Raw genomic sequence first — 25,938 nt, 5'->3', positions numbered from 1 at the left:
CTTCTCCCTGCTTACTTCACGACGGCGGCGGCGAGCTTGGACAGCGGCTCGGCGAGGGCGTTGACCCCGTCGGACAGCTCCTTGCGGTCGGCCTTGCCGACGGTGTCGTAGGAGTCGAACGCGTAGGAGTCCTTGTCCTCGCGGTACCGGTCGAGCAGCTTGTCCAGCGCCGCGAACTGCCGGTCGAGCTCCTTGACGAGGGCCGGGTCGTTCTTGCCCGCGACCGGCTTGAGCAGCTCGTAGGACTTCTCCGCACCCTCGACGTTGGCCTTGAAGTCGACCAGGTCGGTGTGGCTGTAGCGCTCCTCCTCACCGGTGACCTTGCCGGTGGCGACCTCGTCCAGCAGCTCCTTGGCGCCGTTGGCCATGCCGGTCGGGTCGATCTCCGCCTTGCCGACGCGCTTCTGCCAGTCCTTCAGGTCGGTGACGAGCTGCGCGGCCAGGTCCTTCTCCTCCTGGCCGATCTTCTTGTCCTTCCACAGCGCCTTCTCCAGGCGGTGCCAGCCGGTCCACTTCTGGCCCTTCTCCAGCCCGTCCTCGCGGAGGTCGACCTTGGGGTCGATGTCACCGAAGGATTCGGCGACCGGCTCGGTGCGCTCCCAGCCGATGCGCGACGGGGCGTACGCCTTCTTGGCGCCCTCGACGTCGCCCTTCTTCACCGCGGCGACGAACTTCTCGACCTCGGGAAGGGTCTCGTCGGCCTGCGCCTGGACGTACTTCCGGTAGGCGGCGACCGCCCCGTCCAGCCGCGGGTCCAGCTTCTTCGCCGCGCCCTCGCCGGTGGCCTCGACCTTCTGCCGGATGCCGTGGCCCTTCATGCCGGGCTTGCAGGCGATCTCGTACGAACCGGCCTTGACGGTGGTGGTGATCGTGGCCTTGGTGCCGGGGCCGATGTTCTCCCGCTCGGTGACGATGCGGTCGCCGGGGGCGTAGACGTAGACCTCGGTGGTCTTCGCGCCGGTGTTCTCCACGGCGAGTTCCACGTGACCGGCCGCGAACTTCTTCTTGGACACCTTGCACGCGGTGTCCGAGGCGGTGATCTCGATCGCCCCGGGTCCCTTGGCGTCGGTCTTCTCGGCGCAGCCGGTGACCGCGGTGAGGGCCGCCGCGGCGACGGCCGCCAGGGCGGCACCGGAGGTGTTTCGGACGACTCGCATTCGGGCTCCAGGCATGCTCGGACAGAGAAGGGGGGTGGCGTGTGAGGCTGACCTAAGTTATCCGAGGCTTACCTGATCTCTCGCCGGGGGTCCAGTGACCCCGGTCTCACCGGAAGTGGTCCGGGGCGGCTGTCGGACCCCCGTGCCATCATGATTGTGCGTTTGTGCGGGGGCCTTTTTCGTGAGCGGACATCTGGGGGGATGATGGCTCGGACCATGACATTCGGTGCGGCGTTGAGTGAGCTCCGCGGCGCGCAGAAAACGGCGAAGGGGGTGTCGCTGTATTCACGTCACATCAACCGGCCGGCCGGGCGGATTCTCGCCGCGGCGGCCTGCCGCGCGGGACTGACCCCTAATCAGGTCACCCTGGTCAGCGCCGCGTTCAGCTTCTCCGCCGTGGCGGCGGTCGCCGTCTTCCCGCCCTCCTGGCCGCTCGCCCTCGCCGTCTGGGCGGGCCTGGTGGTCGGCTTCGCGTTCGACTCGGCGGACGGACAGCTGGCCCGGCTGCGGAGAGTGAGCAGTCCGGCCGGAGAGTGGCTCGACCACGTCGTGGACTGCGCGAAGATCACCGCACTGCACGCCGCGGTGCTGGTGTCCTTTTACCGATTCTTTGACCTGCCGGGCCCCGGCTGGCTGCTGCTGCCGCTCGGATTCCAGCTCGCGGCCGTGCTGATCTTCTGCGGTGGCCTGCTCACCGACAAGCTCAAGCCGAAGCCGGCCGCCGCCGCGCCCGCCCCGCCCGCCGCCGCGCCCTCACCTCTGCGGGCGGTGGCGCTGCTGCCGGTCGACTACGGCGTCTTCTGCCTCGTCTTCCTGACGCTCGGCAGCGAGCGGGTCTTCCTCGGCGCCTACACCGTGCTGGCCGCGGTGCACGGCCTCTTCCTGGCGGCCTTCATGGCGAAGTGGTTCCGGGAACTGTCTGCGATACGCCCGGCGTGACCAGCGCCTCCAGGGCGCGCCGCAGCTGGGTGCTGGAGGTGTGGACGGTATAGGGGAAGTAGACGACCTCGACGCCCACGGTGGCGAAGTCGCGCTCCAGCCGGTCCCCCTTCGGGGTGCCGCGCCAGTCGTCCCCCTTGAAGATCACGTCGAACCGGACCTGCTGCCAGGTGTCCAGCTTGTCCGGCACGGTCTCCACGAACGCCGCGTCCACGAAGCGGATGCTGCGGACGATCTCCAGGCGCTCGACGAGCGGAACCACCGGCGCGCGGCCCTTGGCCAGCTCCGCCATCTCGTCCGAGACGACCCCGGCGACCAGGTAGTCGCACTGGCTGCGGGCGTGTCTGAGGATGTTGAGATGGCCGACGTGAAAGAGGTCGTAGACCCCGGGTGCGTATCCCACGGTGTGCGGCATGCGAAATGGAACCCCCCACTCGCGACGCGCTCCCCAGCGCGTCAGAGCCACCGACGATAGTCGGGAGCGGAGCCGCCGACCGGAAGATTGCGAAAGCTGAACGAACAGAGAAAAACGACAAGTTGTACCCATGACGGGCTAGGGTGCAACTGATCGACTCTGGGGGGAGGAGATGCGCATGCCGGAGCATGGGGGGCGGCGCGTCCTGTTGGTGTCCACCAACTACGCGCCCGAACAGGCCGGAATCGGCCCGTACGCCACACAGACCGCCGAGCACTGGGCCGCCGACGGCCGGACCGAGGTGCACGTGCTGGCGGGAATGCCGCACTACCCGGCCTGGCGGACCGACCCCGCCTACCGCGGGGTGTGGCGCACCACGGAGGAGCGCGCCGGAGTGCGGGTGCACCGCCGCCGGCACACCGTCCCGCCACGGCAGACCGCCGTGCGCCGCGCCCTGTACGAGGCGTCGATCCTGGCCCACGGCCTGGCCGCGCCGCCGCGCACCGGCCGCCCGGACGCGGTCGTCGCCCAACTGCCCAGCCTGGCCGGAGGCGTCATCGGCGCCCGGATCGCCCGGCGGTACGGCGTGCCGTACGTACCCGTCGTCCAGGACCTGATGGGCGCCGCGGCGGCCCAGAGCGGCATCCGCGGCGGGGACCGGGCCGCGGCCGCCGCCGGAGCCGTCGAGCGCTACGCCCTGCGCCGGGCCACCCTGGTCGGCGTCATCCACGAGACCTTCGTCGACAAGGTCGCCGCGATGGGCGTCCCCCGGGAGCGCATCCGGCTCGTCCCCAACTGGTCGCACGTGGAGCGGCCCACCCGGCCGCGCGCCGAGATGCGGGCCCGGCTCGGCTGGCGCGAGGGCCGCACCGTGGTGCTCCACTCCGGCAACATGGGCCTCAAGCAGGGGCTGGAGGTGCTCGTCGAAGCCGCCCGGCAGGCCCCCGAGGTGCACATCGTGCTGATGGGCGACGGCAACCAGCGTGAGCACCTGCGGGCCCTCGGCGGCGGACTGCCCAACCTCCACTTCCTCCCGCCCGCGGACGAGGCCGACTTCCCGGACGTCCTCGCCGCCGCGGACGTCCTCGCCGTCACCCAGCGGGCCTCGGTGCTCGACATGAGCATCCCGTCCAAGCTCACCTCCTACTTCGCCGCCGGGCGGCCGGTGGTCGCCTCCGTCGCCGACCAGGGCGGCACCGCCGAGGAGGTCCGCCGCTCGGAAGCGGGCGTTCTGGTTCCGCCGGAGAATCCCGGCACGCTGCTGGCCGCGGTCCGTAAGCTGGCCGAAGACCCCGCCGCGGCCGACGCGTTGGGGGCGCGCGGCCCGGCCTACGTCGACGCCCACCTCAGCCGTGAGGCGGGCCTGGCCAGAATCACCCGGCTCCTCGACGAAGCGCTCGACGGCCGCCCCGACCCGCGGAGGGGGGCCCGCACATGACATCGCACATCGCCTCGGACCCGGCGCCCGGCGGCCCGGACCGGCCCCGTGCGCCCCAGGCGCACGAGGAACCGGACCTGCTGCGCGACCAGTTCAGACAACTGCTCCGCTACCGGCTGATCCTGGCCGTGGGCGTCGCCGTGGGGCTGCTCGGCGGCGCGCTGCTGGGCGTGCTCGGTGGCGACTCCTACGTCGCCACCAGCGAGGTCACCGTACGGGCCGCCTCGGTCGACCCGTTCGCCCCCGGCAGCACCTCCCCCGACAAGGGGGTGAGCATCGGCTCCGAGCGGCAGACGGCCGTCAGCAACGCCGTCGCCTGGCGAGCGGCCAAGGCCCTCGGCCTCCCGCCGGGCACCAAGGGACTCCAGGCGGGCCTCCAGGTCACCAACCCGCCCAACACGCTCGTGCTGCGCTTCGCCTACACCGACTCCTCGCCGAGCCGGGCCGCCGAGCGCGCCAACGCCTTCACCCGCGCCTACCTCGACAACCGCGAGCAGCAGACCAAGAGCCTCATCGACAACATGGTCAAGGGCTACCAGACGCAGCTCAAGCCGCTGGAGAAGCAGCGCGACGAGCTGGCGAAGCAGGTCGCCGGACTCAGCGACGGCCGCGCCCTGGACACGGTGCTGTCCACCCAGTCCGGGGTGCTCGGCAAGATCTCCGAGCTGAACAGCAACGTCACCAAGCTCAAAGCCCTCGACACCACCCCCGGGTTCGTCGTCCGCACCGCCACCCCGCCGTCCGAACCGTCCGGCCCCGGGCTGCCGATGATGCTGGGCCTCGGCGCCGCCGTCGGCATCGGCCTCGGCCTCCTCGGCGCCTGGGTGCGGCTCGTCTTCGACCCCACCGCCCGCTCCGAGAGCGATGTCGTCCGGGCCCTGCGCGCGCCTGTCCTCGGCACCCTGCCCCGCGGCCGGCGCGGACAGACCACCGCGCTGCTCGCGGACGGCCGGCTCGCCGAGGAGTACCGTTCCGTCGCCTTCCGGCTCGCCTACGACCAGCGGTTCGCCGGCCGCCGGCGGCTGCTCGTCGTCGCCCCGCGCGGCACCATCGACACCGCCGCCGCGGTCTCCGTGAACCTCGCCGCCTCCTTCGTCGAGATGGGGCGCGAGGTGCTGCTCGTCGAGGCCGACCTGCGCACCCCGTCGCTCTCCGCCCGGCTCCGCGCCACCGACGGCATCCGGCCCGGCTGGGCCCGCACCCCGGCCCGCGGCGACAACGGCTGGCCCACGGGGGAGCAGATACCCATCGACGCGGGGGAGTCCGGCGCCTTCGACCTGATCCCCGGCGGCCGGGTCCGCAACGTCGCGCGCGCCCTGACCTCCACTCCCGCCACCCAGCTCATCGCCACCGCCGACGACGAGGACTCGGTCGTCGTCGTCCTCGCCCCGGCCGTCCTCTCCTACGCCGACGCCATAGCGCTCGCCGACCGGGTCGACGGCGTCCTGGTCGTCTGCGACCCCCGCGAGGTGCGGCGCGACGACCTCGACCGGGTGCGGGAACTCGTCGCCGGCGCGGGCGGCACGGTGCTCGGCGCCGTCCTCCACTCCGAAGGCGGCAACCGGCCCCGCGGCGGGTCCAAGGGCGGGACGGGCACCCGGCGCCGCACCGAGGCCGACGCGGCGCAGCCGGCCACCGACGCGGCGGAGGGCCCGGAACGCCCCGAGGGGCCCGGCACGCTCGCCCTGCGCCAGGTCGACCCGGACGAGCTCCCCGCCCGTACGTCCTCCCGCCGGTGACGGTTTCGCGGGACGGCCGTGGACGACGCCACGGCCGCAGCGGTGGCGCGGGCGGCCCGGTCCGGCGACCCGGTGGTGAGGAGGCCGTTCCGGGCGGCGGGGCGGGGGCCGGAGGGAAGGCCGCTTCCGGTGACATGGCGGGGCCCGGCGATGATGCCGGCTCCGGCGGGCCGGACTCCTGCGGGGAGCAGGGCGGCACAACCTCCGGCGGCGGAACGGGCTCCAGCGGCGGGACCGGCTCCGGCGGTGATGCCCGCTCCGGCGGTGCGGGCGGCGGCGGGGACTTCGGCGGCGCGGCCCCCACAGGCGCGGCCGCCACCGACGCACCCGCCACCGGCCGCAACGGCATCGGCACCCGGCTCGCCGTCCTCTGCTCCGTCGCCGACCAAGGCGTGTCGGCCCTCACCAACATCGTGGTGCTGGTCGTCGCCGCCCGGCTTTCCAGCGCCGCCGGGTTCTCCGTCTTCTCCCTGCTCTACACCGTGTTCGCGGTGCTGCTCGGGCTCTTCGTCGCCTACGTCGGCCAGGCGCTCGTCCTGGAACGCGGCGAACCGGCCGCCGTACGGGAGGCCTGCCGCTCCGCCGTGGCCTTCACCGCCTGGGCCTCGGCGGCGATCGGCGCCGTCATGGCCGCCGTCCTCTTCCTCGTGCCGGGCGGCACCGCGCACGGACTCGCGGTCCTGGGCCTCGTCCTGCCCGTCGTCCTGGTCCAGGACGGCATGCGCTACTGCTTCTCCACTCTGCGGCTGCCGCACTGCGCCCTCGCCGCCGACCTGGTCCGCCTCGCCGCCGCCGTCCCCGCCCTCGCCGTCCAGCCGCCCGGCTCCGGGCCCGAACGCCTCATCGCCGTCTGGGGGCTCTCCGCCCTCCCGGCCCTGGCCGTCTCCGCGGCGCTGCTCGCCCCCCGGCTGCGCGGCGCCGCCTCCGACCCGCGCCGACTGCTCCGCCGAGGCCACCTCGGCAGGCGCTTCGTCGTCGAATTCGCCGTCGGCAACGCCTCCAGCCAGCTCGCCGTCATCGGACTCGGCCTGTTCGCCAGCCCGTTGGCGGTCGGCGCGCTGCGCGGCGTGACGACCCTCTTCGGCCCGATGAACGTGCTGTTCAACGCCTCCACGGGATTCGGCCCGCCGATCCTCAACCGCTACCCGACGGCGGCCCGCAAGGTGCGCGCGACCGTGGTCCTGGCCATCGCCCTCTCTGCCGTCGCCGCCGCCTGGGCCGCCGTCCTCATCGCGCTCCCGGACCGCCTCGGCCGCGAACTCCTCGGCGACACCTGGGCGGCCTCCTCCGCGCTCCTCCCGGCGACCGGCAGCCAGTACGCGGCCATCGCCCTGGGCACCTGCGCCCTGCTCACCCTCCGCGTGCTGCGCCCCCGCGCCACCCTCCCGATCCAGGTCGTCTTCTCGCTGCTCTCGGTGGCCGCCATGCTCACCGGCTACGCCCTGGGCGGCGTCCTCGGCGCGGCCTGGGGGCTGTGCCTCGGTTCGGCGTGCAAGGCGGTGGCGGCGTGGCTGCGGATCGCCGTGGTCCGCCGCTCCCCGGAACCGGCGGGCGCCGAGGCGGGGGAGCCGGACGCGGCGGGGGACAGGGACGACGTCACCCGGTCCGGACAGGGCTGACGTCCCGGCCCTCGCGCCGCAACCCGGGGGCGGTCAGGGGGCTTGGTGGAACCTCCGCTACCGTACGACGGTTGCCGCCATGTCCACGTCCATGCCGTACATCGATGTTCGGTGCCCAGGTGCCGTGTCCATGGAGGGCGATCAGCACCGCGTATCCGACCGTCCGGGGGACCTCTTCATGACCATCGCGCAGCCGCTCGACGACTCGGCCCGGGCGGCGCGACTGCGCCGCGCGTGGATCCTCATCGGGGTCCTGGTCGTCGTTGTCGTCTCCGCCACGCTCCTCAACCGCCACTTCGCCGGTGACAACGACGTCGCGCAGCTGAAGGCGGGGGACTGCTTCCAGAAGACCGGGTCCGAGGACGACCCGGGCGTCAAGCAGCTGGGATGCGGCGATTCCCACGCCCGCTACCGGGTGCTCAAGCGGCTCGACGACGAGGTGACCGGGCTGGCGTGTTCGGACGTCAAGGGCTCCACCGGCTCGATCAGCGCGGCCGGCGCGGAGTCCTACGTCGTGTGCTTCGCGAGGAACCGGCACTGAGCCGGTCCCGGCAGCCCGTTCCGGCGTGACCCGCTGGGGCCCCTCCCGGCGGCGATGCGCCGGCCCGTCCCCGTCAGTGCAGCAGCTTCCGCGGATCCGACCGGAACGTCGTCACCAGCGCCAGGCACACCATCGCGATCCCGATCCGCCCCGACGCCTGGAGCAGCGGGCCGCGCAGCAGGATGAAGGCGTACCCCGCCACCACCGGGATGACGATCGCCAGGACGTTGCCCGGCCGTGGATCGTCCAGCGTGCGGACGGTGTAGCGGCGGTCCGCCCGGGCGCAGAGATAGCCCAGGCCCAGGAAGCCTCCCGTCATGCCCACCGGGCCGAAATCCAGCCAGAGTTCGGCCCACAGCGGTGAGGACAGATTGGTGTTCTGCATGCCCATCCACTGGCCGACCCGGACGCCGGAGTCCAGCGGCTTGCCGTGCCAGATGGAGCGGGGCACGAAGAAGAACGTCGACGCCGCCAGCTGACGGCCGTACGCATGGCCGGTGCCCGAGTCGACCATGGTGATGGTGTTGGCGAACATGCCGATCTGGTCGTAGTCCTTGCGCACCAGCGGATCGAAGGCCGATTCGGACTCCACCGGCCGGTGGCCGCTCTCGTCGTACCGGAACCGGTCCATGAACGGGAACAGCAGCAGCGCCGCCACCACCCCCATCGCCAGCGCCGCCCGGTACATCACCGGACTCTTCGGAAAGGCCGTGAAGAGGATCGAGAACATCACGGTCAGGAACCAGTAACGCGGGTTGGAGATCGGGTTGTTGACCAGGGCGTTCACCCCGAGCAACCCGACCCACATCAGCAGCACCAGCGGGCGTCGGCGGGCCGCGCGGGAGGTGACCAGCCAGCGGGTGAGGAAGAGGAACGCCAGCAGCGCGGGCACCGTGCCGAAGCCGCGCAGGAACGCCGACCCGACGTGCGACTCCGAGTCCGCGGCGGCCACACCGCTGCTCTGGATGCCCTCGCTGATCTCCTGACGGCTGCTGAAGAAGACCGCCGGACCACCCAGTTTGACCACGAACAGCGCACTGGCCACGAACGCCAGCGCCACCAGCAGATAGAGCCGCCGCCGGCTGACCGAGGCGGTGCGCCGGGGAGCCCGGTTGCGGAGCACCGGCCGGTGCCGGGCCAGCAGCACGCCCACGTCGTAGGCGACCAGGCCGATCAGCGAGAGCGTGGTGGCGAGCACCAGGTCGGAGCGGGTCCCGACGACCGGCGTCGGGGTCTGGCCGAGAACCGCCTGTGCCAACGGCGCCACCCCGAGCGCCACATACACGAACATCCAGAACGACCCCTGGATGAGCCGCCGCCGCACGGTCAGCGTCATCGCCGCCAGCCGGGCCCCGGCGTATCCGGTGAGCACCAGTTGCAGCCAGTACGCCTCGTCCCGGATCCCCGGCCCCGGCAGCGCGGCCACCACCCCGGGCAGCAGGAACACCAGCCCCAGGACGAGCGGCACGGCCAGCGCCCGGGACAGCACGGCCCGGGGCGAGACCGGCGGCACGTCGGGCGGAACGGGCGGTTCGGTCGGCCCGGCCGGTTCGGTCGGCGCGACGTCCCGTACCTCAACAGCCATGGCCCCCACCCTCGTTCCCCGTGCCCCCTGCACCGGGCCTGCCGGTCCGTCGGACACCTGCGCCCGGAACCCCCGGCCCGGTGCCCCACGGCAAGTCTAGGGAGTCCGGCCTGACCGTATCCGCAGAACGCACGAGCCTCGAACGCCACATCGAAGGATCCGGCCGCGCCGCCGCGTGCCCGCCGCTACGCTGGCCGGACGATGCCGGGGGGCATCGGGGGGAGGAACAATCGGTGAAGGTTCTGCATGTCGTCACGCTGCACACACCGACCAACGACTTCGGCGGCCCCACCCGGGTGGCGCTCAATCTCTCCCAGGGACTGCGGGCCCGTGGTGTGGACGCCCGGATCGCCACCCTGGGGGACGGGTTCACCGGGCCGCTGCCGAAGGAGATCGAGGGCGTACCGGCGTTCATGTTCCAGGCGCGGCACGTCCTGCCGCAGTTCGAGGTCAGCGGCATCACCTCACCGGCGCTGCTCGCCCGCGCCCGCGAGCTGGTGAAGACCGCCGACGTCGTGCACGTCCATCTGATGCGCGATCTGATCACCCTGCCGTTCGCCCTGATCGCGCTGCAGCTCGGCCGCCCGCTGGTGCTCCAGACCCACGGCATGATCGACCCCACCGAGAAGCGGGTCGCGAAGCTGGTGGACGCGCTCGGGCTGCGCCGGGTGCTGCGCGGCGCGGACTCGATCCTCCACCTGACCGGGATGGAGCGGGACGACGTGGAGGCGGTGATCGCGCCGGACCGGCTGAACAGCACGCACCGCCTGGTCAACGGCGTCCGCCTGCAGGAGCGCCGGCCCGCGGCCGACGGCGGCCGGCCGCCCACGGTGCTGTATTGCGCCCGCGTCCAGGCCCGGAAGCGGCCCGAGGACTTCATCGCGGCGATGCCCACCGTCCTCGCCAAGCACCCGGACGCCCGCTTCGTCCTGGCCGGCCCGGACACCGGCGCGCTCGCCGCCCCGATGCTGGACCTCGCCCGGCAACTGGGCGTCGCCGACTCCGTCGAGTACGTCGGTGCCCTCGGCCACGCCGAGGTCCTGGAGCGGCTGCGCACGGCGGACGTCTACGTACTGCCGTCGGTCGTGGAGCCGTTCGCCGTCTCGGTCCTGGAGGCGATGTCGGTCGGCGTGCCCGTGGTGGTGACGAAGACCGGCGGCCTCTCCCCGGGCGTCGAGGCGGCCGGCGCCGGACGCGTCGTGGACAGCAAGCCCGACCGCGACAACGGCGCACTGGTGGGGCAGGCGATCCTGGAACTCCTCGACCCGGCAGCCAACGAGGAGGCGTCCCAGGCGGCCTGGGGGCTGATCCGCGACCAGTTCTCCATCGACAAGGTCGTCGACACCCTCCAGGCGGTCTACGACGGGGCGATCCGGCGGCACTGAGGGGCCATACGGCAGCGAGGGACCGGCTCAGCGTGGGTGAGTACCGTCGCTCGACGGCTGTTCGTTCACCCACCGCTGGGCCGCGGCGAGATCCGGCGCAGCTCCGGCGGCTCGTACGAGAATCCGTTCCACTCCTCCAGTGCCCGTGGCTCGCCGGGGCGGAGGCGGCCGCCTCCACCATGGAGCGGACGGTGCCGACGGTGGATGTTCAGTGGTGGGCGACGGCGCTTGTCGTACGCCGCGAGCGGGTCTCCGCTGTCGATGCGGGGGACGGCGGGGACGGCTGGTTCGGCGGCCCGGGCCGGGAGTGCTTGCCCATGGCTCGATGGTCTCAGGCCGCAACCGGTGTCGGGCGCGTTGCCGCGAGATCCCGCGCGCGGGTGCAGACCTCGTCCACGTCGGCGGTGCGGTACGGGCGTGCGGCGTTCAGCAGGGTGTTGAGCCGGGAGGCGACGAGCGTGGAATCGACCCGGGCCGCCTCGTCGAGGGCGTGCCGGGCGGCTCGGGCGGCCTGCTCGGGCTCGCCCTCGTTGAACAGAGCGGCGGCCAGGCCGATCCGGTCCATGACACGCACCCGCTCGAACCCCGGCTTCCTGAGCGCGAGGGCGTCGGCGAAGTGGGTGCTCGCTGCGCGAGGCCGGAGGGCGCAGGCCAGGTCGCGGGCGGAGACCGCACGGGCTCCGGCGTGCTCGGCGGCGTCGAAGTAGGCCACCCAGTCGGGGACGTCGTCGCCGAGGCCCTCGGCCACCAACTCGTCAGCGACGACGAGGTGCTTCTCCGCCAGGCGCTCATCACCGAGGGCCGCGTGGACCCGCCCGGTCTGGGAGGCGACCAGCGCCCTGGTCGCGGGCAGCTCGGCCTTCGCCCCGGCTACAGCGAGCAGGCCGAGTGCGTCGCCGGGGTGTCCGAGGTAGATCATCTGGTGTGACATGCGGGTGACGATCTCCACCCCACGGTCGGGCTGCCCGGCCTCGCCCGCAGCGTAGATGCCGTAGGACCAGTACCGCTGGGCGGTGGCATACCGTCCGCAGTCGTGACTGACCCATCCGGCCAGCGCCGCCAGGTCGGCGGCAGCCGCGAAGACCCGGGTCTTGAGCGACGGCGGCACGCCGTCCTGGACGCGGCGGGCGACTTCTGCAAGCTGTGCGACGATCGCGGAGCGGTAGAGCCCGCCCCCCTTGGAGGCGTCGGCCTTCGTGAAGAAGGTGGTGACGTCTTCCAGGGCAGCGGTGGTGTCGGCGTCGAAGCCCTTCGTGTCGCGGTTCAGGCGGCGGGCATGGCCGCCCAGCATGCGCTCGGCGGCGAGGATCAGCGGGGTGCCGAGGGCGAGCCTGAGGGCGTCGCGACGATCGAGGAAGAGGTCCATCCGAGTCCAAACGGCCAGGGCCTGGGCGGCTGCCTCGGTCAGCAACGGGAGCTGGATGTCATCCAACGTGGGCCCGGCAGCCATCAGACCGAGATCACCCGGGGTGAGGGGCTGACCGGCCGCCTCGGACAGCACCGCGGCGAGGAGCACGGGTACGGGCGGGCGTGGGCGTTCGCCCTCGATCCAGCGGCGGATGCGGGTGGCGTTCGGGGCAATCTGTCGGTGACCTCGGCGCATCGCTTCGGCTGCGATCCGGCGGGCGAGTTCGCCGTGGGAAAGGTCGGCTGCCGCGATCCATAACGCGAGGTTCGGATTGCTGATTCTGCCGGTCATCACCGTTCTCCCCTCCCCGAGCACCTGTCGCGGAGCGTTGCCACTTCGCCACGTCTCGCGACATCACGGTACTGGTCACTGCGGGTGCGGGCGGTCGATTCTGCTCAGGCGGTAGCCGCCCGGCCATCCACATGAGGCAAGAGGAAGGGCGAACACGCATGTGATCACGGGCTCCGCTGTCGCACTCACCCCGCGTGAGGGCCGGTGGGAGGTCGTCATTGCTGGTGGGTCGGCGCCCCTTCGCCAGCTCGGGCCGGACCGTGATGCGCGTGCTGATTTGCTCCCGTTGTGTGTGCGACATCCGCCGGTCTGGTGGGGTCCTGGCCGCCATGTCAGAACTGTCCGTAAATTACCTGTCGCTCAGAGTGGCCGCTTTGGGAGGGTCAGGGCGTACTTCGGCCCTGGTGCTGGGTCGGGGGCGTCTCATCCCTGAAGGGGTTTTCGTGGCGTCTGTGTTCTTGTCTCAGAGTGAGCGTGTGGAGCGGGTACGTGCGCAGTTGCAGGGCCGTCCCGCAACGGAACGGACCCGGCGGCGGGCAGCGGCGCCGCGGGATACGGCCCTGCTGTACGGGGTGCTGCTGCGGGGGGCGGCCCGGCTGGATGCGGGCATGGAGCTGACGGATCTGGAGGCGGGGCTGCTGGCGCCGCTGGGGCACCTGCTCAGCGAGGAGGACATCCGCGAGATCGGGCGGGTGTACACGGAGGAAGCCTCGGTGCGCCACGCGCCGCAGCTGTTCCCCCAAACGGTGACGGCGCGTCCGCTGGCTGAGGGTTACGCCACCGAGGACCTGCTCAAGGACCTGCCGGAGACACAGGACATCTCCGCGCAGCCGAACGTGAACGTGGTCGACGTGGGCGCCACCGAGGTGCCGGAGGAACTGAACAGCATCGAGTTCTGCCGGGCAGTGGAGGAGGCCGGCTTCGGGGTCACGCTGGTGACCTCCTCGGCTCCGGCCGAGCAGGCCGCCGCGAACTTCCACGCCCGGATCGTCCTGGACAAGATGCACTGCGTGGACGCCACCAACGGGGAGACCGGCCGGGATGAGATCTACTGGGCGCTGAGCTCCGGCTCCGATGGCGGTGGCAAGCACACCCGCAAGACCGAGCACTACGGCTCCCTCAACTCCGGCGACTGGGCCACCATCCGCGCCGAGGACCAGATCCTGTTCGACGGCATCATCAGCAAGATCGTGGCCTGCAACATCGCCTGCTGGGAAGAAGACGACAGCACCAGCGGCTTCCACGACGAGATGCGTCGCAAGCTGCGCATCATCTCCGATGAGCTGGCCAAGTTCTCCGAGCTCATCGCGCCGCTCCCGTCCGGCCAGTGGGGGAACACGGCCGACTGGATCATGCTCGCCTCGATGATCGTACGGCTCATCGAAGAACTCATTGCCTGGCTCAGGAACGACGACGACTTCATCCAGGAACACACCATCGTCTTCGACCGCCCGGCCATCGCGGCTCTGGCCGCGCTGCCGAATCAGACCCGCTACTTCCAGTTCACCGGCGACGGTGGCATCTTCCGCCTGTACGCGCGGTGGGCCGGACGTGGTGACACCCGCCTGCTGTCGACCACCTCCACCAACGGCACCGCCTGGAGCACGGACACCCCCTTCCCCTCCGGCGGTACGGTCGCCGCCGCGGCCCTGGCCGTCTACGACGGCAAGCTGTTCTCCATGGTCCGCAGCGCCGCCGACGATGGAAGGCTGTACTGGAACCGCTACGACGGGCCCTCCTGGAGCGCCTTCTCCTACCTCGCCGGCGCCAGTCCCTCCGCACCAGCCCTGGCCGCCCACGGCAGCAAGCTCTACTCCGCCCACCACTCCGTGACCGGTGAACTGTTCCTCGACAGCTTCGACGGCCACCGGTGGGCCGGCTACGCCAAACTCCCCGACGACGTGCGCACCTTCTCCGCCCCGGCGCTCGCCTCCTACAACGGCAAGCTCCACCTCATGATCCGCCGCGCGAAGCGATTCCACCCCAGCTTCAACATCTACCTCGACAGCGATGACCTGCACTGGGCCACCTTCGACGGCACCCGCTGGAGCGCCTTCACCGCGCTCCCGGCCAAGAGCACCAGCACCCCGGCCCTGGCCCCCTTCAACAACATGCTCTTCGCGGTCCACCGCAGCATCGCCGATGACGGGCTGTACTGGACGACACTGCACACCAACAACGTCTGGTACACCTACCAGAAATTCCCCTCCGGCAAGACCGGCACCGCACCCGCCCTGGCGGCCCACAACGGCAAGCTGTACTGCGCCGTCCGCGCCGCCGGCGCAGGCCAGGACCTGTGGGAGGCAACGGCGGAGGGGCCCAGCTGGAGCGGGTTCCGTCGCATCCCCGCGACCAGCCTCTCGGCTCCGGCCCTGGCGTCCCACAACGGCACCCTGCACTGCGTCCACCGCGGCTGACCCACCACCGCACCGGGCCCGTCCCGCACACCGTGAGGCGGGCCCGGCGAGCGCACCGTCCAGAAATCCCACGAGATCCCAGGCGAGGCCGTGAGCCGGCTGTCCCCGCTGCTCAAGGGAGAGGGGCTGCCCCGCCGCACGGCGGGACAGCCCCTCCTCCAGTCCTCGACCCGACGGGCCCCTACCGGATCGTGACCCGCTCCACCGTGACCCCCGGCCGGCCCGCCTCGCTCAGTTCGCCCTCCCGGGCCTTCAGCCCGATCTGCCAGCGGTAGAAGCTCATGGCCAGGGCGTAGTCGAAGCCGGCCCGGCCGTCCAGGAAGCCGCGCTTGTAGAGGTAGGCGTAGGCGAATGACACCAGCGGCTTGAACGGGGCCTTGTGGAAGAGCTGGCCCTGCCGGGTCTTGGCCTGCCGGATCTCCTCCTTGACCTCCGGGTGGTGCTCCAGCCACGCCTCCCAGTCCGAGTACCGGTTGTGCCGGTCGAACCAGGTCCGCACCGGGTCCAGGTCCTCGTGCTCGATCGGGGACTTGAGCCGCCACACGTGCTCGGCGATCGGCTGGTAGTGGCCCTCCTGTTCGCCCATGCCCGGCGCGTCCAGGTCCCCGAGGACGGGGAAGTGGCAGCGTGTGCGGTCCAGCAGCGCCCGCTTGACGATGGTGTAGCCGTGCCGCAGCCGGCGGCCCGCGAACCAGTAGCCCAGCGGGATGTCGAACGCCGCCACCTTCAGCGGCCGGGAGAAGCAGTGCCGCAGTTCGGCCAGCAGCTCCGGGGACGGCGTCTCGTCACCGTCGAGGAACAGCAGCCACGGGATCTGGGGATGGACGTGGTCCAGGCACCACTGCTTCTTCTTCGGATAGCCGCCGTCCCAGGTGTACGGGACGACCTCGGCACCCTCCTCCGCGGCGATCTTGCAGGTCTCGTCCGTGCTGTCCGAGTCGACCACCACCACCGCTTCGAAGTGGTCGATGACCGACCGTACGGTGCGGGCGATGTTCTCGGCCTCGTTCTTCGTGGGGATCGCCACCACGATGGGGAGCTTGCTCGGGTTCAACCGCCGCTTCCTTCCTTGGAGGCCTTCAGCAGGGGCAGCTGCTTCGGACAGAGGTGCTTCACCGCCGCCTCCGCGTTCGGGATCTCCCCCGAGCGGAGCGCGCTGATCGCCGCCTTGCGGTCCAGCTCGGCCGTACGGGAGAGCCGGTCGCAGCTCTCCTGCCCGATCTGCAGGACCGCTGCCGGGTCCGTGCCCTTCGGCACCCGGTCGGTCAGATACGACTTCTGCTTCTCGGTGAACGATCCGGTGACGGGCTTCAGATCCCGCTCCGACACCTTGGGGCCCGGCGGGGTCCGCGGGGCCTTCGGCTTCTTCGCCTCGGATCCCTCACCGACGTCGGTGGCCGGGGAGTCGCCCGCCGCCCGGTCGTCCGCGGACGCCGCCGCGGACCGGGCCTTCCCGGACCCCTTGTCCTGCTCCCCGCCGCTACCGCATCCGGTCAGCAGCGTCGCCGCCGCCGCGAGGAGCGCGGCGGCGACGACGGACCGGCGGCCGCGGATCACCCGCGGGTCCGGAGGTTGTAGTGACCGGAGACCTGCGAGCCGGACAGCACACTCGGGTAGACCGCGGTCTCGTCGATCTGCCCGTTGAAGTAGTCGCTGGACGGGCTGCTCGGCCACGAGGAGTTGATGGTGTCCCCGCCGACGTGCCAGTAGCCGTCGTAGTCCGAGCTGGACGTCACCAGCAGATTGCTGGCCCGCAGCGAGCCGTCGACGTACAGCCGCATGCCGCTCGGCCCCTGGGTGGCGACGACGTGGTGCCACCTGCCGTCGTTCAGGCCGAACCCGCTGCTGATGGTACGGGCGAAGCCGCTGTGCACACCGAAGACCACCCGGCCGTCGTTGGTCATGTACAGCTGCTTGTCGTGGCTGGCGCTCGGCTCCTGGGTGCGGTCGCCGAAGCCGATGAGCTTGCCGCCGGAGGTCGTCGTCGTCCGGAACCAGGTCTCCATGGTGTACTGCGACGGCCGGCTGTGCTTGCGGTCGCTGTAGGTGTACTCGTCGGAGCCGTTGTAGCCCACGGCCGTGCTGCCGCCGGGGACGGCCGCCGGGGTCACCCGGTACGTCGGACCGTTGCGGTGGACACCGCTGTTGTCGCCGCCCGAGGCGTCCGCCGCGAACTGCCCCGACGCCTCGTCGAAGCGCCAGTACAGATTCGCGCCGTCGGCCTTCACCCGCTCCGCGTAGGAGTCGGCCGCGGCCGGCACCGTCACCGTCTGGGTGGCGGACCGGGCACTGGTGTTGGTGCCGTCGCTCGCCGTGATCCGGTAGGTGTACGTCGAGCCCGGCGTCACATCGGTGTCGGTGAAGGAGAGCTGCGGCCGGACCCACGGCAGCGAGGAGCCGCTGACGGTGTGGACGGGCGTCGTCCCGCCGTTCCGGTAGACCCGGTAGGTCAGCTTGCTGTCGTCCAGGTCGAGACTGGACTGCCAGCGGACGTTCACCTCGCTCGGCTTCACGCTGGAGGCGTTGACCAGCGGAACCGACGGCGCCGAGGTGTCCGGGCCGCTCGCGAAGCGGGTCAGGCCCTGCTGACGGCCGCCGTTGACGGTGGTGAACTCGCCGCCCACCCACAGGTAGTCGGTCCCGCCCGCCTGAGCCGTCTCCATCACGCGCGGGCCGATCTGCTCGCCCAGGCCGTCATTGGTGTCCGGGAACCAGCCGAGCAGGGTCGGGTCGTCGACCGACTGCGCGAGCAGGTGCTTGCGGCGCTGGTTGGGGAACTCGCCCATGCTGCTGCAGTCGTGCGCGTGCGAGCCCGAGTAGAGCACCGACTTGTGGACCGTCACCGCCTGGGTGGCGCCCAGGCAGGTGTCCCGCCAGCGCTGGTTGAAGTCGCTCGCGTTCAGCGCGATCCGGCCGTCGAAGACCCCGCCGCCGGTGCCCTCGTTGCCGGTGTAGACGCCGGTGGCGTCCGAAGTGAGGTCCTTGACCGTCGAGGTGGTCGGGATGAAGCCCCGGGCGTAGGTCTTGGTGAGCGCGCCGGTACCCGCGTCGACCACGGCGAGGGCGTGCGAGTCGGCCCCGCGCACCGTCATGAAGTCGCCGCCGAGCACCACGTTCTTCCCGTCGGGGGCGACCTCCAGGGCGCGGCCCGGCTCGTCGGCGTCGGCCGTCCACGGCTTGAGGTCACCCCCCGTGGTGACCGCGCCGAAGTAGCGCCGCGACTGCCCCTCCAGCGAGGTGAAGTCGCCGCCGAGGTAGACGGTGTCGTCCGTGACGGCCAGGGCGCGCACGGTCGCGCTGGACGCCACCTTGAACGACGTCTTCGGCGTGCAGGTCGCGATGTCGATCGCCGCGACATTGCTCGCCCCGATCCCGTTCACCGCGCCGAACTGCCCGCCCGCGTACAGGGTCTTGCGGTCCGGGGAGACCGCCAGTGCCCGTACGGTGGCCGTGCCCGAGCCGATGGTGAACGACAGCTTGCAGGACGTCGGCGCGCCCGTCGCCGCGTTGAACGCCGCGAAGTTGACGGCCGGCTGCTCACCGCCGTCCGAGCCCTCCTCCGGCGGCCGGATCGTCGAGAACGTGCCGCCCGCGAAGACCATCCCGTCCGCCTGGGCCATCGACCAGACGATGCCGTTCGTCTGCCAGGTCGGCAGATCGTCGGCCGTGATCCCGACGGGCGGGGTCAGCGCGGCTGCCGACGGCGCCGTCACCGCTCCCGCTCCGACCAATGATGTGACTGCCACGGCCATGGCAGCCCCATAAACCCCCACTGTGCGCATGTGCCCCCCTGGGCTGTGTTGTCCACTTGCTCGCCGTCGGGCGCCCTGCCCCGGTGCCGGCACTCTCCGAAACTGCGCTCGGCTGTCCGTTCGCCGTGCCCGGTCCCCTCATGTGCGGCACCGGCGCGCCCTTTCGGCTCGCTCGCGCGTGCGCGGCCCCCCTGGCCACCCTGTGCACGGCAGGTTAGGGCGCCGCTCACGCCGCCGTAACCGAAATGGCCAAAATGATGTCCGTACTTTGCGAGTTGGCGAGTCATCTATCGATACGAACCGCCGTACCCGCCAATTCGGCATCGAGTGCCGACACATCGGCCTCCACCATGATGCGGGCCAGCTCCGGCCAGAGCACCCGAGGCTTCCAGCCGAGCAGCTCCTCCGCCTTGGACGCGTCGCCGATCAGGGCGTCCACCTCGCTGGGACGCTCGTACTTCGGGTCGAACCGCACGTATTCGGCCCAGTCCAGGCCGACGGCCGAGAACGCCACCTCCAGGAACTGCCGTACGGTCCCCGCCTCGCCGGTCGCCACCACGTAGTCGTCCGGCTGGTCCTGCTGGAGCATCCGCCACATCGCCTCGACGTACTCGGGGGCGTAGCCCCAGTCCCGCACGGCGTCCAGGTTGCCCATGTAGAGCCGGTCCTGGAGGCCCGCCTTGATCCGGGCCACCGCCCGGGTGATCTTGCGGGTCACGAAGGTCTCGCCGCGGCGCGGGGACTCGTGGTTGAAGAGGATGCCGTTGACGGCGAACAGGTCGTACGCCTCCCGGTAGTTGACCGTCGCCCAGTAGCCGAAGACCTTGGCGCAGCCGTACGGGCTGCGCGGGTGGAACGGTGTCCGCTCGTTCTGCGGCGGCGGTGTCGCGCCGAACATCTCCGACGACGACGCCTGGTAGATCCGGGTGTCGACGCCGCTGGCCCGGATCGCCTCCAGCAGCCGCATCGAGCCCATGCCGGTCACGTCACCGGTGTAGAGCGGCGCGTCGAAGGAGACGCGGACGTGCGACTGGGCGCCGAGGTTGTACACCTCGTCCGGCTGCAGATCGCGCAGCAGGTTCACCAGCGCCACCCCGTCGGAGAGGTCGGCGTGGTGCAGCACCAGCCGGCGGTCGGGCTCCTGCGGGCCCTGGTAGATGTGGTCCAGCCGTTCGGTGTTGAACGACGACGAACGGCGGACCAGGCCGTGGACCGTGTAGCCCTTCGACAGCAGCAGCTCGGCGAGGTAGGAGCCGTCCTGTCCGGTCACTCCGGTGATGAGTGCGCTCTTGCCCATGCGAGGTCCCCCCCTGAGATCCGGGCCACGTCGGGCCCGGGCGAAATGTTGCGAAATCTTGCTGTTTCCATCAGATGCAGGGATTCACTCCCTGGCGGGCGATCCGCGCTGGCACAATCCGGTGCCATGACAGCTGCGACTTCCCGGGGCACCGACCCCGGTGCCCGGGCCGGTGGACCGCAGTCCCCGGCCGAGCCGGTGCCCTCCTCCGCCGCGACGGCCGGCGAGCCGCTGCTGCCGGACGGGGCCCGGATATTCGTGGCGGGCCACCGCGGCCTGGTCGGGTCCGCGGTCTCCCGCCGTCTCACCGCCGACGGCCACGAGGTGATCACCCGTGGCCGCGACGCCCTCGATCTCCGCGATGCCGCGGCGACCGAAACCTTCCTCCGCGACGTCCGGCCGGACGCCGTCGTGCTGGCCGCCGCCAAGGTCGGCGGCATCATGGCCAACAGCACCTACCCGGTGCCGTTCCTCGAGGACAATCTGCGCATCCAGCTGAGCGTGATCGCCGGAGCCCACGCGGCCGGCACCCGCCGGCTGCTCTTCCTCGGCTCCTCCTGCATCTACCCGAAGCTCGCGCCCCAGCCCATCCGCGAGGAGGCGCTGCTCACCGGCCCGCTGGAGCCCACCAACGAGCCGTACGCCCTCGCCAAGATCGCCGGAATCGTGCAGGTGCAGTCCTACCGGCGCCAGTACGGCGCCTCCTACATCTCCGCGATGCCCACCAACCTCTACGGCCCCGGCGACAACTTCGACCTGGAGACCTCGCACGTCCTGCCCGCGCTCATCCGCCGCTTCCACGAGGCGAAGCGCGACGGGCGCGAGGAGGTCCTCCTCTGGGGCAGCGGCACCCCGCGCCGCGAGTTCCTGCACGTCGACGATCTCGCCTCGGCCTGCGCCGTGCTGCTCCGCGGCTACGACGGCGACGAACCGGTCAACGTCGGCTGCGGCGAGGACCTCACCATCCGCGAACTCGCCGAGACCGTACGGGAGGTGACCGGCTACGAGGGCCGGATCGCCTTCGACACCTCCAAGCCCGACGGCACCCCGCGCAAGCTGCTGGACATCTCCCGCATCGCCGCCCTCGGCTGGAAGCCGAGGATCCCCCTGCGGGACGGGATCGCGGCGGTCCACGCCGACTGGTGCGCCGGCGGCGCGGTCTGAGCGGCCCCGCCGCCGACGGGCGGCGGGGCACGGCGACAGCATCGCGCCGCCCGTCAGTAAGCTCCGCGGCCGTCGACGACGGCGCGGAACGTACGGGCGATCACATCCAGGTCGCCGCCGATGGACCAGTTGTCCGCGTACCGCAGGTCCAGCGCCACGGTCTCGTCCCAGGAGAGGTCGGAGCGCCCGCTGATCTGCCACAGCCCCGTCAGCCCCGGCTTCACGGTCAGCCGCCGCAGCTCGACGTCGTCGTACTGGGCCACCTCGTCCGGCAGCGGGGGACGCGGCCCGACCAGCGACATCTCGCCCCGCACCACATTGACCAGCTGCGGCAGCTCGTCCAGCGAACTGCGCCGCAGCCAGCGGCCGGTACGGGTCACCCGCGGGTCGCGCCGCATCTTGAACAGCGGCCCGTCCTGCTCGTTGACGGCCGCCAGCTCCGCCCGCCGCGCCTCCGCGTCCACCACCATGGTGCGGAACTTCCACATGGTGAACGGCGTGCCGTCCTGCCCGATGCGCGTCTGCTTGTGCAGCACGGGACCGGGCGAGTCCAGCCGGACCGCCAGCGCCAGCAGCCCGTACACCGGTGCCAGCAGTAACAGCCCGAGGGCCGCCCCCGCCCGGTCCAGCGCCGACTTCAGCACCACATGCGCGCCCCGGCGGGTGGGCGGGGCGATGTGCAGCAGCGACAGCCCGGCGACGGTCACCGACCGCAGCCGCCGCAGGGCGACCTCGGTGAGACCGGGCGACACCGCGAGCGGGAGCCCCACGTCGTGCAGTGCCCAGGAGAGCCGGCGCAGCCGCTCGCCGCTGAGCCGGGGGCCGGCCGCCACCAGCACCAGCTCGGCCCCGAGTTGCTCGGCGACGTCCAGCACCGGCACCCAGTCCTCGTCTGGCGTGGCGGGCAGCGCGCTGGCCAGCCGGGTCAGGGCCGGGACGCCGGAGGTCAGCTGGCCCGACCCGACCGGTATCACCCCGGTCACCACATAGGCGTGATCCGTGCGCCCGGCCAGATGCTCGACCACGTCGTCCGCCGCGCTCGGCTCCCCTATGACCAGCACCCGGTGCACCGACTGCGCCTCGCGCCGGAGCGCGGTGAGATGCCGGTGGGTGGCCTTCCGGCAGACGACGGTGACCAGCGGGGCGGCGGACAGCGCCAGCAGCGCCACCGCCGGTTCGGAACTCTCCCCGACGGCGATCCGCGCAACCGCGAGCAGCCCCAGCAGCGTCAACCAGTCGTGGAGGACGGGCAGCACGCCGCGGGACTCGCCCAGCGCCTGGACGGCGTAGCGGCGGTGCGACGCCCGCACGCCCAGCCAGACGGCCGCCGCGCCGAGGGCGGCCAGGACCGGATGGGGCTGGCGCGTGACGGCGAACACCGTGCACACGGGCACGACGATGCCGAGGATGTCCGTGGCCAGCGCCACGGGCAGATACCAGGGCGACTTCTCACTGCTTCCGCCCGACAGACTCTTGCGCTCTGATACCGGCCTGACCGATCCGGAATAGGACATACCACCGCGCCGCATGGACCCCCCTGGTACCTCACGACCGAAAAGGCGCACCAGCCACTTCCCCAAGTGGACGGCGCGCAAGGTGCTGAGACGGTATGTCAAACAGGTGTGCGTCCGCCGAGGTTTGCGAATTTTTGCTGTTCGATACCCCTGAGGTTCACTTTTCCCGCCACGGCTCGTTTGCTGGGGTTGACGGTCGAACGCGGAGGCCCTCCGGGGCACGCGCGTTCGCCCGAAAACGGCTCACCCGACGGGCGCGGCGCAGGTCACCCCGCGCCCGGCGGCGCCCACCCCAGGCCGCGCCCCGCCGCCCCGGCCGCCTCGGGCCCGCCCGGACCGGCCCCGGCGGCCGTGCGGGAGGACGACGGCGATCGCGGATCAGTACGAAGGGATCCGGACGCCGTCACGGTCCGCGGGCGTCGCGGAAAGGGCCGGATTCATACCCCATGGATCGGGGCGGCGCGGGAGGGGCCGGGGTGCGCCCCCGGTCTCCCGGGCGCCGGCGGATGGCGTGACGGGCGGTCGGTGCCGTTCTGTGGCGCTCGGGTGCGGTCACTCGATCCTGAGCTCGTAACGCAGTCGCTGCCGCTGCGAAGGCATGGCCATGATGTCGACCTGAATCGGCCGGTCGTCGGCGTCCAGGGTGACGCGGGTCAGCTGAAGTACCGGCTCGCCGGGCTCGATCCGCAGCTCGTCCGCCTCATTCGCCGTCGGAAGGCGGGCGGTGACGTCCTCGCGGACGCGGACTCCGACGTGTCCGAGCTCGGCCAGCAGCCGCACCGCCCCGCCGGGGATCTTGGCCGCTCCGGCCAGCGGTGTGCCGCGGGCGACCGGCACCGGATAGTAGGTGTCCGTCAGTTCGCACGGCTGGTCGTCGAGGTACATGACGCGACGGCGCACGACCACGGCCTCCCCCTCGGGCAGGCCGAGCAGTTCCCCGACCTCGGCCGGTGCCGTCGCCTCACCGGCATGGACGATGCGTTGCGTCCCCCGACGTCCCCGGGCGGCGGTCTCGGCTGTCCAGGGGTCCGGTCCCCGGCTGTCGCCGGGCGCCAGATACGGCATCGAGGTACTGACCCACTCGCTCTCGCTCACGCGACCCTCCCGCAACCACGGATGCTGTCCGAGCCTGGTTGCGTCACACGGTAGGCGACCGAGGGAAGGGGATGTCCGGGCGCTGCCGATCACGTACGGGCAACGGCCCGGCCCCCTCAAGCCGTCAGCGGCCCCCGGTCCCGCCCGCAGTCCACCCCCAGTTCGCGGAAGACCGCCGTGTTCAGGGCGAAGGCGCGCTTGCATTCCTCCACCACCCGCTGCTTCTCCAGGTCGTCGACCGGGAGGGTGTCCAGCAGGGCGCGGTACTCCCGCTTGAAGGCGGCCGGGTTGTCGATGCCGGTGAAGACATAGAAGCGGACCCCGTCGCCCTTGCGGGCGAAGCCCCAGGTCTTCTCCGCGGTGGAGCGGATGATCTGGCCTCCGGAGAGGTCGCCCAGGTAGCGGGTGTAGTGGTGGGCCACGTACCCGGCGGGCCAGCTCCGCGCGACCTCGGTGATCCGGGCCGCGTACGCCGCGGTGGCGGGCAGTGGCTCCGCGGTGGCGCGCCACCCCGGGCCGCCGTGCAAGTGGGTGAGGTCGCGCTCCAGGGCCGAGACCCGCAGCAGCTCGCGGTGGCGGACGAACGGGCCCGCCGCCGGGTCGTCCGCGAGCCGCTCCGCCGCGTCCTCCAGGGCGCGGTAGACGAACCAGAGCTGCTCGGTGTAGCGGGTGTACGCCGCCACCCCGAGCTTCCCGCCGAGCATGTCGCTCATGAACGTCGAGTTCTCCGCCTCGGTGTGCTGCTCGTGCGAGGCCGTGCGGATCAGCGTGGAGAACGGTGTCGCGCCGGGTGCGTCCAAGGCGGGCCTCCGGGGCCGAGGGGGCGGGAGAGGGGAAGAACGCCACCGCGGGCGCTGTCCGCGCCCGCGCGGCCGACCGTCTGCGATTCTTCCGACTTAGGGTGACCTAAGTCAATGCCTTCCCGACAAGCCGTCGGCAAAACTCTACGGCAGGGTCAGGATCTCCGCACCCGTGTCCGTCACCACGAGCGTGTGCTCGAACTGTGCCGTCCGCCTGCGGTCCTTCGTCACGACCGTCCAGCCGTCCTCCCACATGTCGTACTCGTGGGTGCCCAGGGTCAGCATCGGCTCGATGGTGAAGGTCATCCCGGGCTGGATCACGGTGGTCGCGTGCGGGCTGTCGTAGTGCGGAATGATCAGTCCGGAGTGGAAGGACGAGTTGATGCCGTGCCCGGTGAAGTCCCGGACCACGCCGTAGCCGAACCGCTTCGCGTAGGACTCGATGACCCGGCCGATGATGTTGATCTGGCGGCCCGGCCTGACGGCCTTGATCGCGCGGTTCAGGGACTCCCGGGTCCGCTCCACCAGCAGCCGCGACTCCTCGTCGACGTCCCCGCACAGGTACGTCGCGTTGTTGTCGCCGTGCACCCCGTTGATGTAGGCGGTGACGTCGAGGTTCACGATGTCGCCGTCGCGCAGCACCGTGGAGTCCGGGATGCCGTGGCAGATGACCTCGTTGACCGAGGAGCACAGCGACTTCGGGAAGCGGCGGTAGCCCAGCGTCGAGGGGTACGCCCCGTGGTCGCACATGAACTCGTGGGCGACCCGGTCCAGTTCGTCCGTGGTGACGCCCGGCGCGATGAGCTCGGCCGCCGCCTCCATCGCCTGCGCGGCGATCCGGCCGGCGACGCGCATGCGCTCGATGGTGTCGGCGTCCTGCACCTCGGGCCCGGTGTACGGGGTGGGGGCGTCCTTCCCGACGTACTCGGGGCGCGGGATCGAGGCGGGGACGGAGCGGGCGGGGGACAGGGTCCCCGGGGCGAGAAGTGACTGGCTGGACATGCCAGCGAGTGTATCCAGGCCGCATCGGGAAACATGGCGCGAGAGAGAGGAGCCCCCATGGCGCTGTTCAAGAAGAAGAGGGCCGGCAAGCCCGGCGAGTGGTTCTACTGCCTCCAGCACAAGAAGGTCGAGGAGGGGCCGGAGTGCCCCGCCGAGGACCGGCTCGGCCCCTACCCCACCAGGGGCGACGCGGAGCGCGCCATGGAGACGGCGGCGGAACGGAACCGGGAGTGGGAGAACGACCCCCGCTGGCACGACAAGGCGAGCCCGGACGCGGAGGGCTGATCCCCGGCGGCGGCCGGATCCCGTGAGCCCTGGGCCGGCGGCCCGCTCCTTGATCCCGCTCAGCCGCTCGCCCGGCCGGGCGAGGGGGACCGGGT

The 25,938-nt window shown here is 71.7% G+C and carries 21 protein-coding genes; 9 read left to right on the top strand and 12 right to left on the bottom strand.

Annotated features, from left to right (window positions below):
* Positions 1-11 precede the first annotated feature (11 nt).
* Positions 12-1,157: an iron uptake system protein EfeO gene (gene efeO / locus AC3EQ1_RS22610; protein ID WP_432096166.1), complete on the bottom strand. Its 1,146-nt coding sequence runs from the start codon at positions 1,155-1,157 to the stop codon at positions 12-14.
* A gap of 201 nt (positions 1,158-1,358) precedes the next feature.
* Between efeO and AC3EQ1_RS22605 the strand changes: the two genes are divergently transcribed.
* The gene (locus AC3EQ1_RS22605; RefSeq protein ID WP_432096165.1) at positions 1,359-2,096 is read left to right on the top strand and encodes a CDP-alcohol phosphatidyltransferase family protein; all 738 of its coding nucleotides are present in this window, start codon (positions 1,359-1,361) and stop codon (positions 2,094-2,096) included.
* Here AC3EQ1_RS22605 and AC3EQ1_RS22600 read toward each other — a convergent pair.
* Positions 2,050-2,511 (bottom strand): FAD synthase family protein, encoded by a 462-nt coding sequence (locus AC3EQ1_RS22600; RefSeq protein ID WP_388845176.1) that lies wholly within the window; start codon positions 2,509-2,511, stop codon positions 2,050-2,052. The two genes, AC3EQ1_RS22605 and AC3EQ1_RS22600, sit on opposite strands and share 47 nt — an antisense overlap.
* A 178-nt stretch (positions 2,512-2,689) precedes the next feature.
* On the opposite strand from AC3EQ1_RS22600, the gene AC3EQ1_RS22595 reads away from it, so the two are divergent.
* The 4 genes from AC3EQ1_RS22595 (at position 2,690) to AC3EQ1_RS22580 (ending at position 7,848) form a co-directional block, all read left to right on the top strand.
* Positions 2,690-3,949, top strand: coding sequence for a glycosyltransferase family 4 protein (locus AC3EQ1_RS22595; protein WP_432096164.1), 1,260 nt, complete (start codon positions 2,690-2,692; stop codon positions 3,947-3,949).
* Complete coding sequence (locus tag AC3EQ1_RS22590) at positions 3,946-5,688, top strand: lipopolysaccharide biosynthesis protein (RefSeq protein ID WP_432096163.1); 1,743 nt, start codon at positions 3,946-3,948, stop codon at positions 5,686-5,688. The genes AC3EQ1_RS22595 and AC3EQ1_RS22590 overlap by 4 nt, the downstream gene beginning before the upstream one ends.
* Before the next feature lie 347 nt (positions 5,689-6,035).
* Positions 6,036-7,307 (top strand): MATE family efflux transporter, encoded by a 1,272-nt coding sequence (locus AC3EQ1_RS22585; protein WP_432096202.1) that lies wholly within the window; start codon positions 6,036-6,038, stop codon positions 7,305-7,307.
* A 178-nt stretch (positions 7,308-7,485) separates the two neighbouring features.
* Positions 7,486-7,848 (top strand): LppU/SCO3897 family protein, encoded by a 363-nt coding sequence (locus AC3EQ1_RS22580; protein WP_488187166.1) that lies wholly within the window; start codon positions 7,486-7,488, stop codon positions 7,846-7,848.
* Between the two features lie 73 nt (positions 7,849-7,921).
* Here AC3EQ1_RS22580 and AC3EQ1_RS22575 read toward each other — a convergent pair whose 3' ends face one another.
* On the bottom strand, positions 7,922-9,433 hold the full coding sequence (locus AC3EQ1_RS22575) for a hypothetical protein (RefSeq protein ID WP_432096161.1): 1,512 nt from the start codon (positions 9,431-9,433) through the stop codon (positions 7,922-7,924).
* A gap of 233 nt (positions 9,434-9,666) precedes the next feature.
* On the opposite strand from AC3EQ1_RS22575, the gene AC3EQ1_RS22570 reads away from it, so the two are divergent.
* Positions 9,667-10,818: a glycosyltransferase gene (locus tag AC3EQ1_RS22570; RefSeq protein ID WP_432096160.1), complete on the top strand. Its 1,152-nt coding sequence runs from the start codon at positions 9,667-9,669 to the stop codon at positions 10,816-10,818.
* A 331-nt stretch (positions 10,819-11,149) separates the two neighbouring features.
* Here the strand turns inward: AC3EQ1_RS22570 and AC3EQ1_RS22565 are convergent, their stop codons facing one another.
* Positions 11,150-12,517 (bottom strand): NsdA family TPR-like regulatory protein, encoded by a 1,368-nt coding sequence (locus tag AC3EQ1_RS22565; RefSeq protein ID WP_432096159.1) that lies wholly within the window; start codon positions 12,515-12,517, stop codon positions 11,150-11,152.
* Positions 12,518-12,993: 476 nt separating this feature from the next.
* On the opposite strand from AC3EQ1_RS22565, the gene AC3EQ1_RS22560 reads away from it, so the two are divergent.
* The gene (locus tag AC3EQ1_RS22560) at positions 12,994-14,934 is read left to right on the top strand and encodes a PLL family lectin (RefSeq protein ID WP_432096158.1); all 1,941 of its coding nucleotides are present in this window, start codon (positions 12,994-12,996) and stop codon (positions 14,932-14,934) included.
* Between the two features lie 181 nt (positions 14,935-15,115).
* Here AC3EQ1_RS22560 and AC3EQ1_RS22555 read toward each other — a convergent pair whose 3' ends face one another.
* From AC3EQ1_RS22555 to gmd, 4 genes are all read right to left on the bottom strand, one after another.
* Positions 15,116-15,988 carry a glycosyltransferase family 2 protein gene (locus AC3EQ1_RS22555; RefSeq protein ID WP_432096157.1) on the bottom strand — a complete coding sequence of 291 codons (873 nt, stop codon included), beginning with the start codon at positions 15,986-15,988 and terminating at the stop codon, positions 15,116-15,118.
* Positions 15,985-16,491, bottom strand: a complete 507-nt coding sequence (locus tag AC3EQ1_RS22550) for a hypothetical protein (RefSeq protein ID WP_432096156.1) — start codon at positions 16,489-16,491, stop codon at positions 15,985-15,987. The genes AC3EQ1_RS22555 and AC3EQ1_RS22550 overlap by 4 nt, the downstream gene beginning before the upstream one ends.
* Positions 16,488-18,686 carry a LamG-like jellyroll fold domain-containing protein gene (locus AC3EQ1_RS22545; protein WP_432096155.1) on the bottom strand — a complete coding sequence of 733 codons (2,199 nt, stop codon included), beginning with the start codon at positions 18,684-18,686 and terminating at the stop codon, positions 16,488-16,490. The genes AC3EQ1_RS22550 and AC3EQ1_RS22545 overlap by 4 nt, the downstream gene beginning before the upstream one ends.
* A gap of 283 nt (positions 18,687-18,969) precedes the next feature.
* Positions 18,970-19,983 carry a GDP-mannose 4,6-dehydratase gene (gene gmd / locus AC3EQ1_RS22540; protein WP_388845137.1) on the bottom strand — a complete coding sequence of 338 codons (1,014 nt, stop codon included), beginning with the start codon at positions 19,981-19,983 and terminating at the stop codon, positions 18,970-18,972.
* 126 nt (positions 19,984-20,109) lie between these two features.
* On the opposite strand from gmd, the gene AC3EQ1_RS22535 reads away from it, so the two are divergent.
* A complete protein-coding gene (locus tag AC3EQ1_RS22535; protein ID WP_432096154.1) occupies positions 20,110-21,147 on the top strand; it encodes a GDP-L-fucose synthase family protein in 1,038 nt (345 codons plus the stop codon).
* 53 nt (positions 21,148-21,200) lie between these two features.
* On the opposite strand, the gene AC3EQ1_RS22530 is transcribed toward AC3EQ1_RS22535, so the two are convergent.
* The 4 genes from AC3EQ1_RS22530 to map form a co-directional block, all read right to left on the bottom strand.
* The gene (locus AC3EQ1_RS22530) at positions 21,201-22,574 is read right to left on the bottom strand and encodes a sugar transferase (RefSeq protein ID WP_432096153.1); all 1,374 of its coding nucleotides are present in this window, start codon (positions 22,572-22,574) and stop codon (positions 21,201-21,203) included.
* 639 nt (positions 22,575-23,213) lie between these two features.
* Positions 23,214-23,756, bottom strand: coding sequence for a GntR family transcriptional regulator (locus AC3EQ1_RS22525; protein WP_432096152.1), 543 nt, complete (start codon positions 23,754-23,756; stop codon positions 23,214-23,216).
* A gap of 116 nt (positions 23,757-23,872) precedes the next feature.
* Positions 23,873-24,556 (bottom strand): biliverdin-producing heme oxygenase, encoded by a 684-nt coding sequence (locus tag AC3EQ1_RS22520; protein ID WP_432096151.1) that lies wholly within the window; start codon positions 24,554-24,556, stop codon positions 23,873-23,875.
* A 144-nt stretch (positions 24,557-24,700) separates the two neighbouring features.
* Positions 24,701-25,558, bottom strand: coding sequence for a type I methionyl aminopeptidase (gene map / locus AC3EQ1_RS22515; protein WP_432096150.1), 858 nt, complete (start codon positions 25,556-25,558; stop codon positions 24,701-24,703).
* 57 nt (positions 25,559-25,615) lie between these two features.
* On the opposite strand from map, the gene AC3EQ1_RS22510 reads away from it, so the two are divergent.
* Positions 25,616-25,843 (top strand): hypothetical protein, encoded by a 228-nt coding sequence (locus AC3EQ1_RS22510; RefSeq protein WP_432096149.1) that lies wholly within the window; start codon positions 25,616-25,618, stop codon positions 25,841-25,843.
* Positions 25,844-25,938 lie beyond the last annotated feature (95 nt).

The organism is Streptomyces sp. bgisy100 (assembly GCF_057709105.1).
The sequence above is the reverse complement of the archived record's forward strand: the minus strand, read 5'-3'. Positions and strand labels throughout refer to the sequence as shown.

What these genes read in the sequence shown, in the direction of transcription:
- gmd (WP_388845137.1), bottom strand. Translation starts at nt 19,983, where the DNA reads ATGGGCAAGAGCGCACTCATCACCGGAGTGACCGGACAGGACGGCTCC.
- AC3EQ1_RS22565 (WP_432096159.1), bottom strand. Translation starts at nt 12,517, where the DNA reads ATGACCGGCAGAATCAGCAATCCGAACCTCGCGTTATGGATCGCGGCA.
- AC3EQ1_RS22545 (WP_432096155.1), bottom strand. Translation starts at nt 18,686, where the DNA reads ATGGCCGTGGCAGTCACATCATTGGTCGGAGCGGGAGCGGTGACGGCG.
- AC3EQ1_RS22595 (WP_432096164.1), top strand. Translation starts at nt 2,690, where the DNA reads ATGCCGGAGCATGGGGGGCGGCGCGTCCTGTTGGTGTCCACCAACTAC.
- efeO (WP_432096166.1), bottom strand. Translation starts at nt 1,157, where the DNA reads ATGCGAGTCGTCCGAAACACCTCCGGTGCCGCCCTGGCGGCCGTCGCC.
- AC3EQ1_RS22590 (WP_432096163.1), top strand. Translation starts at nt 3,946, where the DNA reads ATGACATCGCACATCGCCTCGGACCCGGCGCCCGGCGGCCCGGACCGG.
- AC3EQ1_RS22575 (WP_432096161.1), bottom strand. Translation starts at nt 9,433, where the DNA reads ATGGCTGTTGAGGTACGGGACGTCGCGCCGACCGAACCGGCCGGGCCG.
- AC3EQ1_RS22600 (WP_388845176.1), bottom strand. Translation starts at nt 2,511, where the DNA reads ATGCCGCACACCGTGGGATACGCACCCGGGGTCTACGACCTCTTTCAC.
- AC3EQ1_RS22580 (WP_488187166.1), top strand. Translation starts at nt 7,486, where the DNA reads ATGACCATCGCGCAGCCGCTCGACGACTCGGCCCGGGCGGCGCGACTG.
- map (WP_432096150.1), bottom strand. Translation starts at nt 25,558, where the DNA reads ATGTCCAGCCAGTCACTTCTCGCCCCGGGGACCCTGTCCCCCGCCCGC.
- AC3EQ1_RS22605 (WP_432096165.1), top strand. Translation starts at nt 1,359, where the DNA reads ATGATGGCTCGGACCATGACATTCGGTGCGGCGTTGAGTGAGCTCCGC.
- AC3EQ1_RS22535 (WP_432096154.1), top strand. Translation starts at nt 20,110, where the DNA reads ATGACAGCTGCGACTTCCCGGGGCACCGACCCCGGTGCCCGGGCCGGT.
- AC3EQ1_RS22510 (WP_432096149.1), top strand. Translation starts at nt 25,616, where the DNA reads ATGGCGCTGTTCAAGAAGAAGAGGGCCGGCAAGCCCGGCGAGTGGTTC.